The organism is Pseudomonas sp. R38(2017), assembly GCF_002112395.1.
GTDB lineage: Bacteria > Pseudomonadota > Gammaproteobacteria > Pseudomonadales > Pseudomonadaceae > Aquipseudomonas.
Map to the genome: position 1 here is coordinate 214,791 of NZ_NEHN01000008.1, position 14,251 is coordinate 229,041.

Sequence of the window (14,251 nt, forward strand, 5' to 3'; positions counted from 1 at the left end):
GACCTTGTGTTGAACTGCCCGATACCTGAAACGAGCCGGATCGATTCAACAACTGCCCCTAACTATCTACCACACCTCCCTCCCCCTTCATGGATAACGTGCCCTCCAGCACGCCTGCATCTGCCACTTTGTCATCGGATGGCAATTCCCGACGGCAGGCAATCAATGAAAGGACGCCTTGATGGCCCCCAAAAAACCCATACCGAAAAATACCGGCACACCCGGCAACCCACCCGGTGCATCAATACCCCTGTCGACTCCACGAGTTGAGCTCCCAGGGCTGACTCGGTCCGCAGGGCCGGACGCCCGCCTGCCCGAGCCACACCACTCGACGCAACTGCCTTCAGGCGAAACGTTGCCCCGGATACAGATCCAGGATCTGATTCCCGCATCCCTGGAGAGAGCGTCATCCGGCCACCCGCGCCCGACCGAAAACATCCGTCACTACGAGCTGACGCCCCACGCACGGACGCTTTTGCCCGCCGTCAATGCCGAAGGGTTGCGTGTCCACCGGGGACGCATTTATGCCGAGGTGCAATACACCACGACCAGCACCGTCATGGTGGACTGGGACGAAGGCGCCGGAACCTATCGAGCCAAGCTGCCGCAGGAAATGCGCCCCTCCGGCCCGGCCCTGCACTTCGACCCTCAAAGCAATACCTGGCGAATCGGTGAGCCCGCCGACAGCGGAGTTCTGATCGAGTCTGCGGTTCATCGACCCGTAGTCAATCCGCAGAACACTCCGTCGCAGGCACTTGCGTCCCTCGCGCAATCAGACACGACAGCGGTTTACATCGACACCCGGCACTATGTCTGGGACAGCACCACCACCCACCATCATGGCTACGTGGTCATGCACCGGAAAATGCGGCTGGACGACACCGTCGGGCCCCAGTCGATTCATGCGTTCAGGGACGACAACGGATTGTTTGTCAGTGTCGAGCCCCCCACGCATCCCATCGATCAACCCGCCGAACTGCTGCCAGCCTGGACTGACCGCGACATCTGGAATCTCTACGGCCTGCAGGGTGCCGATATCACCCGTTTTCGCGCCGAAGCCCACCGCACCGGGAGAAAACCGCAGTGGGCCGGGGTTCGCACAGACCGAATGGAGAACACCTACCTGTTTGACGAGTTGCGCCGCTGGCTTGGTCCGGACATGGACCGCGACATGCTCAGCCGCGTCCTGGATCATCAGAAGCGCTCACCCGCCCAGTGGGTGAACCACCTTGAATCAGTCACCCTGCACCGCAGTACACCGGACCCGCAAACATCCTTACCGAACCTGGCGACACCCGACACCCCACTGTCGCGCCACCTGACACCCGATTCCCTTGCAGCCACCGACAGCGCACCAGCCTACGGCGATCAGCGCTACTACACCTGGGATCCCGACAAATCAAACGCTCATGGTTACATCGAGATGCAGCGCAAGCCTGAGCTTGATGACCGTCATGGCCCACTCACCCAGGTGGCTTTTCCCGAGGGGACCGAGCTGACCATCGTCAGGCCAATCAAGTACTCGGTCGAACAACGAGCATTTCGACCTTACTGGCGAGACATCGATATCTGGAACCTTTACCGGATCGAAGGGGCGGATATCCTGCACTTTCGTCAGGATGTCGCGCTGCACCTGAAACCGCCGGCCTGGGTCAGGCAACGAGATTACCCATCACAGCGTGAACAACTGATCGACTACCTGCGGCTGTGGACCAATCCGGATTCTCCGCTCAAGTCCCGGGATCAGGTCATCGCCCGGTTCCGGCCCTACAATCTGTCCACTGAACAACTGGCGCGACTGAGCAACGAAATCTCACCCACCGGGCAGTTCAACAACTTGATCAATGATGAGGTGCCCACCTGGGTCAAGACCCATCAGGCTCGTACGCTGGTCGTTACCCGCTTCGAACAGTTCGATCCGTACCTGCCGGAATTCGAAGCCGAAATCATCCGATTGAGAAATCAGGGAGGAGGCACAAGTCTGCTGAAGGCCAGCCTGACCGCACCTTTTTTCCGAGAGTTGTTGCAACGCTGCGGCTTCAAACGCAACAAACACAACTACCTGTATCGGGACGACATTCCCGCCGTGTTCAAAGTAGACGACCGCACGCCCTTCGAATTTGCCCGGCCCGGTTCCATGCAGCCAAGGCCCCTAGCGACCGAAGGCTCCACCAGCGGGACGGCTGTCAGCGCGTTGTTCAGCCTCAGAACGGCCATGAGCTTCGCCAATGAAGCCAGAGGATTGTCTGCCTCTCCCGGCGGCCATCCGAACGCGCCACAGACCGCCCACGAATCGAAACAGACGACTGACGCCACCTCCAGGCCCCGCTCTCAGCGCATCATGTTCTGCTATCTGCTTGATACCCGTGGCATCGAGGTCGTTTCCGGGCAGGATAACCGCACCTACAACACAACGCGGATCACCCCGAAACCGGCAGACGACAGCAGGCTGTTCCCGAGCATGAAGCTCGAGGGTCACGTTTCGATGTCTCCGATCGGTTTCACTTCGAGGCGCATCTGGCTGGTCAACTCGACCATGACTCGCGCGGCCACCGTGGACGACATACACACACAGGCGCGCGAGCGCGCCACCGGTTCAAGCCAGAGCCATGACAATGCAATCGAAGGCCGCACAAGGGCGGGAGACCTGAACCGGGACGAATATGACGCCCTGATCGATGAGGTGGCGAAAGCCGGCAAGCGTGTTCTCGAGTTGCCGCAGGGAAAAGACCTTTTCTCCACCGATATCAGCTTCCCGCCCGAACTGATCAGTCTCTCCTGAGAACGGTTACTGGCTCGACCTTGCCTGATCGAGCCGGTGTTTTTCATAACCCCCCGGTCGCCTGAAACCCGACGCCCAGTACCGTCAGCACCGACAGCGGCAACAACAGGGTATCGAGCAACGCACTGGCCGGCAGATCCACGCCGGGATAGCTCGGCGCCTCGGCGCCGAACCGGTCCATCGCGCAACAGCCACCGTTCATGGCGTACAGATCCAGCCTCGTGCCGGCATACACCACTGGCGCACCGGGTTTGGCGGCATCCAGCGTGCGTGCGGTGGCGCAGCCGGTCAGTTGCACTATCAGCAGGATCGCCAGCAGCTTATTCATCGCTGCTCAGATGGTGCTCACCCCAGCGCGGCAGCATGTCCTGGGGAATGCCCAGCAGATTGAGAATCCGCGCCACCACGAAATCGATCAGGTCATCGATGGTCTGCGGCTGGTGATAGAAGCCCGGCGAGGCTGGCAGGATGGTTACACCCATGTTCGACAGCTTGAGCATGTGCTCCAGGTGAATGCTCGAATACGGCGCTTCGCGCGGCACCAGAATCAACTGGCGACGCTCCTTCAAGGTCACGTCTGCCGCCCGCTCGATCAGGTTGTTGCAGGCGCCGGTGGCGATGGCCGACAAGGTGCCGGTCGAACATGGCACCACCACCATGGCGGCCGGGGCACCGGAACCCGAGGCCACCGGCGACATCCAGTCTTCCTTGCCATACACGCGGATCTGCCCGGCAGTCGCGCCGGTGTATTCGGTGAGGAACGCCTGCATCATTTGCGGCTTGGCCGGCAGCGACACGTCCGTCTCGGTGGCCATCACCAATTGCGCGGCCTTGGAGATCAGGAAATGCACCTCGCGATCCTCGCGCACCAGGCAATCCAGCAGGCGCAAGCCGTACTGGGCGCCGGACGCCCCGGTCATCGCCAGCGTGATGCGTTCCGGGCCGCCGTCCTGAAAGCGAGTGTTCATTTCAGCGCCTCGGCGAGTTTGCCGTGCAGGCCGCCGAAGCCGCCGTTGCTCATGATCACCACGTGGGTGCCGGGCTGGGCCTGGCTCTTCACGCGTTCGATGATGCCTTCCAGCGAATCGCTGACGATCGACGGCACGGTGCACAGCGCGGCGGTGCCTGCCAGATCCCAACCGAGGTTGGCCGGGGCGTACCAGATCACCTGATCGGCATCGACCACGCTGTCCGGCAGACCGTCACGGTGGGCGCCGAGCTTCATCGAGTTGGAGCGCGGCTCGATGATCGCGATCAGCGGCGCATCGCCAATGCGCTTGCGCAGGCCGTCGAGGGTGGTGGCAATCGCGGTCGGGTGGTGGGCGAAGTCGTCGTAGATGGTGATGCCGCGCACTTCCGCGACTTTTTCCATCCGGCGCTTCACGCTCTTGAACGCGCTCAACCCGGCGATGCCCATCGACGGTACAACACCAACGTGACGCGCGGCGGCCAGAGTGGCCAGGGCATTGGCGACGTTGTGCTGACCGGTCAGTTCCCACTCGACCACGCCTTGGGATACGCCTTCGAATATCACCTCGAATGCCGAGCCGTCGTCTTTCAACAACTTGACCTGCCACTGACCGCCGGCCCCGGTGGTTTGCACCGGGGTCCAGCAACCCATCTCGATCACGCGCTGCAAGGCCGGTTCGGTGGTCGGATGGATCACCAGACCTTCGCTCGGGATTGTGCGCACCAGGTGGTGGAATTGCCGCTCGATGGCCGGCAGATCAGGGAAGATATCGGCGTGATCGAACTCAAGGTTGTTGAGGATCGCGGTGCGCGGGCGGTAGTGGACGAACTTCGAACGCTTGTCGAAGAACGCACTGTCGTATTCGTCGGCCTCGATCACGAAGAACGGCGTGCCACCCAGACGCGCCGACACCGAGAAATTCTGCGGCACGCCGCCGATCAGGAAGCCCGGGCTCATGCCGGCATGTTCCAGCACCCAGGCGAGCATGCTGCTGGTAGTGGTCTTGCCGTGTGTACCGGCAACCGCCAGCACCCAGCGACCTTGCAGCACGTGGTCAGCCAGCCACTGCGGACCGGAAACATATGGCAGGCCTTTGTTCAGCACATATTCGACTGCCGGATTGCCGCGAGACATGGCGTTGCCGATCACGACCAGATCCGGTGCCGGATCGAGCTGCGCCGGGTCGTAACCCTGGGTCAGCTGAATGCCCTGGGCTTCGAGCTGAGTGCTCATCGGCGGATAGACGTTGGCATCGGAGCCGGTCACGTGATGGCCCAGCTCTTTGGCCAGAACCGCCATCGAGCCCATGAAAGTCCCGCAGATACCCAGAATATGAATGTGCATAGTCGACCTCGTAAAACATGGCCGCAGGGTAGCCCAGGCAGGGGAAAACCGCATCCTCGTTTTCAGGGGGTCAGGCGCTGCGGGCGATCCCGTGTTTGCGCAGCTTTCTATAAAGGGTGTTGCGACTGACGCCAAGCTGCTCGGCCGTATGGGTCATGTGCCAGCGCGTGTGCTCCAGCGCATTGAGCAACGCCAGCCGCTCGGCATCCTCCAGCGGCTGTCCGGGCGATGCCTCATCGACTTTGACCAACAGCGGTTGTATCTGCCGGAACATCGCAGGTAGATCATCCAGCCCGATCCGCCCCTCATCGCACAACGCCGCCAGCGTGCGCAGCACGTTGCGCATCTGCCGCACATTGCCTGGCCAGTTGAACCCGAGCAACGCCCGGCGCGCCGGCTCTTCGATCAGGATCGTTTCTCCACCCACCTCTTCGGCCAGCAAAAAATCCAGCAATTCGGATTTGTCACTGCGCTCGCGCAATGGCGGCAGCGCCACTTCCAGCCCGTTGAGCCGATAGTAGAGGTCTTCACGGAAACTGCCGTCGCCAACCCGCTCCAGCAGATTGCGGTGCGTGGCGCTGATGATCCGCACGTTGACCGCTTCCGGCTCGCCACCGATCGGTACCACTTGCCGGTCTTCCAGCACTCGCAGCAGACGGGTCTGCAAGGTCAGCGGCATATCGCCGATTTCGTCGAGAAACAGCGTGCCACCGTCGGCCTGCTGCAACTTGCCACGCATGCCGTCCTTGCGCGCGCCGGTAAAGCTGCCGCCGCGATAGCCGAACAGTTCGCTCTCGATCAGGCTTTCGGGAATCGCCGCGCAGTTGAGCGCGACGAAGGCTTTGCCGGCGCGCTGACTGGCGTTGTGCACAGCCTTGGCGAATGCTTCCTTGCCGGAGCCGGTTTCGCCGTTGACCAGCAGCGGAACGTCGCGCTCGAACACCCGCAGGGCCTTGCGAAAATCCGTCTGCAGCCCTGCATCGCCCAGGCAAATGCCGGCAAGGCGCGGCGCCTCGGGAGCTGCCGGTTTCGGCAGGACGGGAGACGGCTTGCGCGCTTCTCCGCGCAACACCGCAAACAGATGCCGACCATCGCGGGTACGCAGCGGCCAGCTTGCGCTGGCATGAGCACTGGCGCGCCCGAGCAATTCATCCAGCGAACAATCGAAAAACACCTCTACCGGTTTGCCAAGCAAACCACCACGAATATGGCCGAGCAGGTTCAATGCGCTCTGGTTGACCGCACTGATCCGACCTTCCCCGTCGAACGCGAGCAGCCCTTCACTGAAAAGCCCGACGGATTCGGCCTGGAGATGGAAACGCAGCAACCATTGATTATCGAAACAGCGCAGGAAGTAACAGCTCTCGATCATCTTCGCCGACAGATTGACCAGCGCCATGGTGTGGAACTGGCTCTGCCGTGAAACGTCCGGCCGCGCCGAGGACACGTCGAGCACCGCCAGCAACTCGCCGTGGGGGTCGAACACCGGGCTCGCCGAGCAGGTCAGCCCAGTGTGGCGACCACGGAAATGCTCGTCCTGATGAATGGTCAGGGCCTGGCGCTCCACCAGGCAGGTGCCGATGCCGTTGGTGCCTTCGCAGGCTTCGCTCCAGTCGGAGCCCAGCCACAGGCCGGCCCGTTCGAAGATCTTGCGCTCGGAAGGGGCAGTGACACAGTTGAGGATCACCCCGCGCGCGTCGGTCAGCAGCACCGCGTGGCCGGCGCCGGAGAGTTGTTGATGCAGGCTGGTCATTTCATTGCCGGCGATCTGCAACACTTGTTGCAGCCGTTCGCGGCTTTCGAGGACACGACCGTGTTCGAGCACGGTCGGCGCCATGGTCAGGGCCGGGTCGAGGTGATAGTCCTCAAGACAACGCAGCCACGAGCGGGCGATCGACGGGTCGGCACCGGGGCCATGCAGGTGCGGCTTGCCCTGGGTGACGGTGAGAACCTGTTGGGCATGGCGACTCAAATGGTTGTCGTGCATTTCTTATTATTCTCCCCGAGGCTCATCGGCCCATGCGTGAAGTGGTGCCCAGCATCCTCCAGCCAACCGGTCTTTGCAATGCTGGCAAGACCGCCCGGTCACGGGTTGTGCCAGAAGCGGTACAAACTGTCACCCGAGCTGTACCGATACCGTCACAGACGCTTGCCATTTGTCCGACACAAAACACGCAAGGCCTTGATTTTTCTGAGCTGCACGGCAGTGGCCCGACCTTTGCTCTACGCTTATAGCAAGCGCACATGCGCGTTTCTCTAATAAGTACAAAGCCAAGGAGAACATCATCATGCGTTACGCTCACCCCGGTACTGAAGGCGCCAAAGTCTCGTTCAAGAGCAAGTACGGTAACTACATCGGCGGCGAGTTCGTCGCGCCTGTCAAAGGTCAGTACTTCACCAATACCTCGCCGGTCAATGGCCAGCCGATTGCCGAATTCCCGCGCTCCACTGCCGAAGACATCGACAAGGCACTGGACGCTGCTCATGCCGCTGCCGATGCATGGGGCTCGACCTCCGCCCAGGCCCGTTCGCTGATCCTGCTGAAAATCGCCGACCGTATCGAACAGAACCTCGAAACCCTGGCAATCACCGAAACCTGGGACAACGGCAAAGCCATCCGCGAAACCCTCAACGCCGACATCCCGCTGGCCGCCGACCACTTCCGCTATTTCGCCGGGTGCCTGCGCGCCCAGGAAGGCAGCGCCGCCGAGATCGACGGCAACACCGTGGCCTATCACATCCATGAACCGCTGGGCGTGGTCGGCCAGATCATCCCGTGGAACTTCCCGATCCTGATGGCCGCGTGGAAACTCGCCCCGGCCCTGGCTGCCGGCAACTGCGTGGTGCTCAAACCTGCCGAACAAACCCCGCTGGGCATCAGCGTGCTGCTGGAACTGATCGGTGACCTGCTGCCACCGGGCGTACTCAATGTGGTGCAAGGGTTCGGCAAAGAAGCCGGCGAAGCCCTGGCCACCAGCAAACGCATCGCCAAGATCGCCTTCACCGGCTCGACCCCGGTCGGCTCGCACATCATGAAATGCGCCGCCGAGAACATCATCCCGTCCACCGTTGAGCTGGGCGGCAAGTCGCCGAACATCTTCTTCGAAGACATCATGCAGGCCGAGCCAAGCTTCATTGAAAAAGCTGCTGAAGGCCTGGTGCTGGCGTTCTTCAACCAGGGCGAAGTCTGCACCTGCCCTTCCCGCGCGCTGGTACAGGAGTCGATCTATCCGCAGTTCATGGAAGCGGTGATGAAGAAAGTCAGCCAGATCAAACGCGGCGACCCGCTCGACACCGACACCATGGTCGGCGCCCAGGCGTCCGAGCAGCAATTCGACAAGATCCTGTCGTACCTGGAAATCGCCAAGGGCGAAGGTGCCGAACTGCTGACCGGCGGCAAGGTGGAAAAACTCGAAGGCAACCTGGCCTCCGGTTATTACATCCAGCCGACCCTGCTCAAGGGCACCAACAAGATGCGGGTGTTCCAGGAAGAAATCTTCGGGCCGGTGGTGAGCATCACCACTTTCAAGGACGAGGCCGAAGCCCTGGCGATTGCCAACGACACCGAGTTCGGCCTCGGCGCCGGCCTCTGGACCCGCGACATCAACCGCGCCTATCGCATGGGCCGCGCCATCAAGGCCGGTCGTGTGTGGACCAACTGCTACCACCTGTACCCGGCGCATGCCGCGTTCGGCGGGTACAAGAAATCCGGCGTCGGCCGTGAAACCCACAAAATGATGCTCGACCACTACCAGCAGACCAAAAACCTGCTGGTGAGCTACGACATCAACCCGCTGGGCTTCTTCTAAAAAGACCGGGCGGCACCGAACGATCGGTGTCGCCCTTTTCTTCCCGATGACAAACCCTGGTCTGGCCGCTCTGGCACGGGCCTTGCGTACCCGTCATTCAGGATTTGCCTGAAAACTGCCGCTGCGTGAACAGCACCCACTCACTCAACCACTGCACCCGAAAGTCCAACAGATCGAACAATAAAAAAGACAGAGAGGACTTATGACTTCCACCACACAGCTCAAACCCACACTCGGCACCCTGCATCTGTGGGGCATTGCCGTCGGCCTGGTGATTTCCGGCGAATATTTCGGCTGGAGTTATGGCTGGGGCACCGCGGGAACCCTGGGGTTCCTGGTTACGGCCCTGATGGTCGCGACAATGTATACCTGCTTCATCTTCAGTTTCACCGAGCTGACCACCGCGATTCCCCATGCGGGCGGGCCGTTTGCCTACAGTCGCCGGGCATTCGGTGAAAAAGGCGGACTGATCGCCGGGATCGCCACGCTGATCGAATTCGTCTTTGCCCCGCCGGCCATCGCCATGGCCATTGGCGCCTATCTCAACGTGCAATATCCGGAGCTTGATCCGAAAGTCGCGGCGGTCGGCGCGTATTTCGTATTCATGACCTTGAACATCCTCGGCGTCAGCATCGCCGCGACCTTTGAACTGGTGGTCACCGTGCTGGCGGTTGCCGAACTGCTGGTGTTCATGGGCGTGGTCGCGCCGGGCTTCAGCTTCAGCAACTTCGTGCTCAACGGCTGGTCAGGCTCCAGCGAGTTCAGCCTCGGTTCGATTCCCGGCATTTTCGCCGCCATTCCTTTCGCGATCTGGTTTTTCCTCGCCATCGAGGGCGCGGCCATGGCGGCCGAGGAAGCCAAGGACCCGAAACGCACGATTCCCAAGGCCTATGTCAGCGGCATCCTGACCCTGGTGTTCCTGGCCATCGGCGTGATGGTGATGGCCGGCGGCGTCGGCGACTGGCGACAACTGGCGAACATTAACGACCCGCTGCCTCAGGCGATGAAAGCGGTGGTCGGCAACAACTCGACGTGGATGCACATGCTGGTGTGGATCGGCCTGTTCGGGCTGGTGGCGAGTTTTCACGGGATCATCCTCGGCTACTCGCGGCAGTTCTTTGCCCTGGCCCGGGCCGGTTACCTTCCGAAAAGCCTGGCCAAACTCTCGCGCTTCCAGACCCCGCACCGGGCGATCCTGGCCGGTGGCGTCATCGGCATCGCCGCGATCTACAGCGACGGCCTGGTCAATCTGCAAGGCATGAGTCTCACCGCCGCGATGATCACCATGTCGGTGTTCGGTGCCATCGTGATGTACATCATCAGCATGCTCAGCCTGTTCAAACTGCGCAAAACCGAGCCGAACCTTGAGCGTACCTTCCGCGCTCCGGGCTATCCGATCGTGCCGGGTATCGCGCTGTTTCTGGCGGTGGTGTGCCTGGTGGCGATGGCCTGGTTCAACACGCTGATCGGTTGTGTGTTCCTGGGTTTCATGGCTGCCGGTTACCTGTATTTCCAGCTGACCGCCAAACAACGCTCCGAAGCACCGGCAGACGCTATGCTCGAAGGTATCTAGAAGTTGCACCGGCACCGGGCCTCAGGCTCGGTGCCTGCACTAAAAGCATTCATTCAGGAGGACCGCGCCCCATGGCCGCATTTGCCCATACCGTCGGCGCCCAGACCTACCGCTTCGACAGCCTCAAGGACGTGATGGCCAAGGCCAGTCCGGCGCGCTCCGGGGATTTTCTGGCCGGCGTCGCCGCGCTCAACGATGGCGAGCGGGTCGCCGCGCAAATGGCGCTGGCCGACATCCCGCTCAAACATTTCCTGCAGGAAGCACTGATTCCCTACGAAGCCGATGAAGTCACCCGGCTGATCCTCGACAGCCATGACAAACAGGCCTTTGCAGTCGTCAGCCATCTTACGGTTGGCGGCTTTCGCGACTGGCTGTTGAGCGAAGCAGCCGACGAATCCAGCCTGCGTGCTCTGGCCCCCGGCCTGACACCGGAAATGGTCGCCGCCGTGTCGAAGATCATGCGCGTGCAGGATCTGGTGCTGGTGGCGCAGAAGATCCGCGTCGTGACGAAATTTCGCGGCACCCTCGGCCTGCGTGGAAGGTTATCCACAAGGCTGCAACCCAATCATCCGACCGACGAACCGTCCGGCATCGCCGCGAGCATTCTCGACGGTCTGCTGTATGGCAACGGCGATGCCATGATCGGCATCAACCCGGCCACCGACAGCATCGCCTCGATCTGCGCGATGCTGGAAATGCTCGACGCAATCATCCAGCGCTATGACATTCCGACCCAGGCCTGCGTGCTGACTCATGTCACCACTTCTATAGAGGCGATCAACCGTGGTGTGCCGCTGGATCTGGTGTTCCAGTCGATTGCCGGCACCGAAGCGGCCAATGCCAGTTTCGGCATCAATCTGAACGTGTTGCAGGAGGGTTATGAAGCGGGCCTGAGCCTCAATCGCGGCACGCTCGGGCAGAACCTGATGTATTTCGAGACCGGCCAGGGCAGCGCACTGTCCGCCAACGCCCACCACGGTGTCGATCAACAGACCTGCGAGACCCGGGCCTACGCCGTGGCACGACATTTCAAGCCGTTTCTGGTGAACACCGTCGTAGGCTTCATCGGGCCGGAATACCTTTACAACGGCAAGCAGATCATCCGCGCCGGCCTCGAAGACCACTTCTGCGGCAAGTTGCTCGGTGTGCCGATGGGCTGCGATATCTGCTACACCAACCACGCCGAAGCCGACCAGGATGACATGGACACCCTGCTGACCCTGCTGGGCGTTGCGGGGATCAACTTCATCATGGGCATCCCCGGCTCCGACGACATCATGCTCAACTACCAGACCACCTCGTTCCACGACGCCCTCTACGCGCGTCAGACCCTGGGTCTGAAACCGACCCCTGAGTTCGAGCAGTGGCTGGCGAACATGGGCATTTTCACCCAGGCGGACGGCAAGGTCCGCTTCGGCAACAACCTGCCGCCGGCCTTTCGCCAGGCGTTGGCGCAACTGGGATGAGTCAGATGGAAAAACCGCCCGTCGATCCACAAAACCCGTGGCTGGAGCTGCGTCGCCTGACCCCGGCGCGCATCGCCCTCGGCCGCACCGGCACCAGCCTGCCGACCAGCGCACAACTGGATTTCCAATACGCCCACGCGCAGGCCCGGGACGCAGTGCACTTGCCGTTCGATCACGCCGGGCTCAGCGCCCAACTGGCTGAACGCCGGCGCGAAAGTCTGCTGCTGCACAGCGCGGCCGTGGATCGCAACAGCTACCTGCAACGCCCGGATCTGGGGCGCAAATTGAGCGATCAATCCGCCCAGACCCTGCGTGAATACGCCCTGGCGCATCCGGGTGGCGTGGATCTGGTGATCGTCGTGGCTGATGGCCTCTCGGCGCTGGCGGTGCATCGGCATACCCTGCCGTTCCTGACCCGACTGGAGGAACAGATGAGCGCCGACCAATGGTCGACCGCGCCGGTGGTGCTGGTGGAACAAGGGCGGGTGGCGGTTGGCGATGAAATCGGCCAGTTGCTGGGCGCCAAAATGGTCGTGATGCTGATCGGAGAGCGCCCCGGGCTCAGCTCACCGGACAGCCTGGGTTTATATTTCACCTACAATCCAAAGGTCGGTCTCACGGATGCCTACCGCAATTGCATCTCCAACGTGCGGCTGGAAGGGCTCAGCTACGGCATGGCGGCCCATCGCCTGCTGTATCTGATGCGCGAAGCCTGTAGACGGCAGCTATCGGGGGTCAATCTGAAGGACGAGGCGCAGGTTCAGACGCTGGAATCGGAAGCCGGTACAGACATGAAGAGTAATTTCCTACTTGATCCGCCCCCAGCCTGAACCGTTTCCGCATTGCCTTTCTGCGCCGGTTTGAGGCAGGATCGACGCACGGCCGCCCAAGGTTTCCCGATGCCGTCAGCCCACGTGAAGACAGCCACTTGAAGGACGAGACCTACCATGCGGATTATCCAAGCGACCCTCGAACACCTGGATTTGCTGACCCCGTTGTTCGTTAAGTACCGCGAGTTCTACGGCTCCCTGCCCTATCCGGACTCGTCCCGGGCCTTTCTCGAAAAGCGCCTGCGACGCAAGGAATCGGTGATCTACCTGGCGCTGGCCGATGACGACGACAAGAAGCTCATGGGCTTCTGCCAGCTCTATCCGAGCTTTTCCTCCCTGTCGCTCAAGCGCGTGTGGATCCTCAACGACATCTATGTCGCCGAAGACGCCCGCCGCCAGCTGGTCGCCGACAACCTGATCCGCACGGCCAAGAAAATGGCCAAGGAAACCCAGGCCGTGCGTATGCGCGTGTCCACCAGCAGCGACAACGAAGTGGCGCAGAAAACCTACGAATCCATCGGATTCAAGGAAGACACCGAGTTCAAGAACTATGTGCTGCCGATCAGCGACGAACTCTGATTTTTTCTAACAGTGCGCAAGCTGGCCATCGTGGCGAAGGAGCAAACCCCATCGCCACATAGGCCGGCGCCGTGTTCCCCTTCGAAACGCCCCGCTACAAAACCAACGCGCTTTTCACCTTTCAGACCGTATAATTCGGAGCTTTCCGGCTTGTAAGAAAAACTACACCCGTCTGTAGGCTTACACCGAATCATCCGCACAGGCCTGCCGAGTCGGGCCATCACGACAGGTGCCCACATGGATTTCAACCCGATCGACATCATTCTGCATCTCGACGTCTACCTCGACATGCTGGTGAACAACTATGGGACCTGGATCTACGCCATCCTGTTTCTGGTTATCTTTTGCGAAACCGGCCTGGTGGTCACGCCGTTCCTGCCGGGCGATTCGTTGCTGTTCATCGCCGGCGCAGTGGCCGCAGGCGGCGGCATGGACCCGGTGCTGCTGGCGGGCCTGCTGATGTTGGCGGCGATTCTCGGCGACAGCACCAACTACGTGATCGGACGAACGGCAGGGGAAAAACTGTTCAGCAATCCGAACTCGAAGATTTTCCGCCGGGATTATCTGCAACAGACCCATGACTTCTACGACAAGCACGGCGGCAAAACCGTGACCCTGGCGCGCTTCCTGCCGATCATCCGTACGTTTGCGCCGTTCGTCGCCGGTGTTGCCAAGATGCCTTACCCGCGTTTTTTCGGCTTCAGCGTATTCGGCACCATCCTGTGGGTCGGCGGCCTGGTGACCCTGGGCTACTTCTTCGGCAACGTGCCGTTCATCAAGAAGAACCTGTCGCTGCTGGTGGTCGGTATCATCCTTCTGTCGCTGGTGCCTATGATCATCGGCATGCTCCGCAGCCGCCTCGGCGGTGCCGGTTCCAAAGCCGAATCGCGCTGAACCG

At 61.3% G+C, this 14,251-nt stretch carries 11 protein-coding genes; 7 read left to right on the plus strand and 4 right to left on the minus strand.

Annotated features, from left to right (window positions below; genetic code table 11):
• Positions 1-181 precede the first annotated feature (181 nt).
• A complete protein-coding gene (locus CAF87_RS21350) occupies positions 182-2,782 on the plus strand; it encodes a hypothetical protein (RefSeq protein WP_139831738.1) in 2,601 nt (866 codons plus the stop codon).
• Positions 2,783-2,825: 43 nt separating this feature from the next.
• On the opposite strand, the gene CAF87_RS21355 is transcribed toward CAF87_RS21350, so the two are convergent.
• The 4 genes from CAF87_RS21355 to CAF87_RS21370 all read right to left on the minus strand — a co-directional run bounded on the left by CAF87_RS21355 (position 2,826) and on the right by CAF87_RS21370 (position 7,083).
• The gene (locus CAF87_RS21355) at positions 2,826-3,110 is read right to left on the minus strand and encodes a YceK/YidQ family lipoprotein (protein ID WP_085732964.1); all 285 of its coding nucleotides are present in this window, start codon (positions 3,108-3,110) and stop codon (positions 2,826-2,828) included.
• Positions 3,103-3,750, minus strand: a complete 648-nt coding sequence (gene ubiX, locus CAF87_RS21360) for a flavin prenyltransferase UbiX (RefSeq protein ID WP_085732965.1) — start codon at positions 3,748-3,750, stop codon at positions 3,103-3,105. The genes CAF87_RS21355 and ubiX overlap by 8 nt, the downstream gene beginning before the upstream one ends.
• Positions 3,747-5,096, minus strand: coding sequence for a UDP-N-acetylmuramate:L-alanyl-gamma-D-glutamyl-meso-diaminopimelate ligase (gene mpl, locus CAF87_RS21365; RefSeq protein WP_085732966.1), 1,350 nt, complete (start codon positions 5,094-5,096; stop codon positions 3,747-3,749). Before mpl ends, ubiX begins: the two co-directional genes overlap by 4 nt.
• Before the next feature lie 70 nt (positions 5,097-5,166).
• Positions 5,167-7,083, minus strand: a complete 1,917-nt coding sequence (locus CAF87_RS21370; RefSeq protein ID WP_085732967.1) for a sigma-54-dependent Fis family transcriptional regulator — start codon at positions 7,081-7,083, stop codon at positions 5,167-5,169.
• Between the two features lie 301 nt (positions 7,084-7,384).
• Between CAF87_RS21370 and CAF87_RS21375 the strand changes: the two genes are divergently transcribed.
• The 6 genes from CAF87_RS21375 to CAF87_RS21400 all read left to right on the plus strand — a co-directional run bounded on the left by CAF87_RS21375 (position 7,385) and on the right by CAF87_RS21400 (position 14,247).
• On the plus strand, positions 7,385-8,905 hold the full coding sequence (locus tag CAF87_RS21375) for an aldehyde dehydrogenase family protein (protein ID WP_064599698.1): 1,521 nt from the start codon (positions 7,385-7,387) through the stop codon (positions 8,903-8,905).
• 202 nt (positions 8,906-9,107) lie between these two features.
• Positions 9,108-10,478, plus strand: a complete 1,371-nt coding sequence (gene eat, locus CAF87_RS21380; protein WP_085732968.1) for an ethanolamine permease — start codon at positions 9,108-9,110, stop codon at positions 10,476-10,478.
• Between the two features lie 71 nt (positions 10,479-10,549).
• Positions 10,550-11,944 carry an ethanolamine ammonia-lyase subunit EutB gene (locus CAF87_RS21385; protein ID WP_085732969.1) on the plus strand — a complete coding sequence of 465 codons (1,395 nt, stop codon included), beginning with the start codon at positions 10,550-10,552 and terminating at the stop codon, positions 11,942-11,944.
• A complete protein-coding gene (eutC, locus tag CAF87_RS21390) occupies positions 11,941-12,774 on the plus strand; it encodes an ethanolamine ammonia-lyase subunit EutC (RefSeq protein ID WP_371850985.1) in 834 nt (277 codons plus the stop codon). Before CAF87_RS21385 ends, eutC begins: the two co-directional genes overlap by 4 nt.
• A 117-nt stretch (positions 12,775-12,891) precedes the next feature.
• Positions 12,892-13,353: an N-acetyltransferase gene (locus CAF87_RS21395; protein WP_085732970.1), complete on the plus strand. Its 462-nt coding sequence runs from the start codon at positions 12,892-12,894 to the stop codon at positions 13,351-13,353.
• 237 nt (positions 13,354-13,590) lie between these two features.
• Positions 13,591-14,247 carry a DedA family protein gene (locus tag CAF87_RS21400; protein WP_085712304.1) on the plus strand — a complete coding sequence of 219 codons (657 nt, stop codon included), beginning with the start codon at positions 13,591-13,593 and terminating at the stop codon, positions 14,245-14,247.
• Positions 14,248-14,251 lie beyond the last annotated feature (4 nt).

What these genes read in the sequence shown, in the direction of transcription:
- CAF87_RS21385 (WP_085732969.1), top strand. Translation starts at nt 10,550, where the DNA reads ATGGCCGCATTTGCCCATACCGTCGGCGCCCAGACCTACCGCTTCGAC.
- mpl (WP_085732966.1), bottom strand. Translation starts at nt 5,096, where the DNA reads ATGCACATTCATATTCTGGGTATCTGCGGGACTTTCATGGGCTCGATG.
- CAF87_RS21400 (WP_085712304.1), top strand. Translation starts at nt 13,591, where the DNA reads ATGGATTTCAACCCGATCGACATCATTCTGCATCTCGACGTCTACCTC.
- ubiX (WP_085732965.1), bottom strand. Translation starts at nt 3,750, where the DNA reads ATGAACACTCGCTTTCAGGACGGCGGCCCGGAACGCATCACGCTGGCG.
- eat (WP_085732968.1), top strand. Translation starts at nt 9,108, where the DNA reads ATGACTTCCACCACACAGCTCAAACCCACACTCGGCACCCTGCATCTG.
- CAF87_RS21395 (WP_085732970.1), top strand. Translation starts at nt 12,892, where the DNA reads ATGCGGATTATCCAAGCGACCCTCGAACACCTGGATTTGCTGACCCCG.
- CAF87_RS21370 (WP_085732967.1), bottom strand. Translation starts at nt 7,083, where the DNA reads ATGCACGACAACCATTTGAGTCGCCATGCCCAACAGGTTCTCACCGTC.
- CAF87_RS21355 (WP_085732964.1), bottom strand. Translation starts at nt 3,110, where the DNA reads ATGAATAAGCTGCTGGCGATCCTGCTGATAGTGCAACTGACCGGCTGC.
- CAF87_RS21375 (WP_064599698.1), top strand. Translation starts at nt 7,385, where the DNA reads ATGCGTTACGCTCACCCCGGTACTGAAGGCGCCAAAGTCTCGTTCAAG.
- CAF87_RS21350 (WP_139831738.1), top strand. Translation starts at nt 182, where the DNA reads ATGGCCCCCAAAAAACCCATACCGAAAAATACCGGCACACCCGGCAAC.
- eutC (WP_371850985.1), top strand. Translation starts at nt 11,941, where the DNA reads ATGAGTCAGATGGAAAAACCGCCCGTCGATCCACAAAACCCGTGGCTG.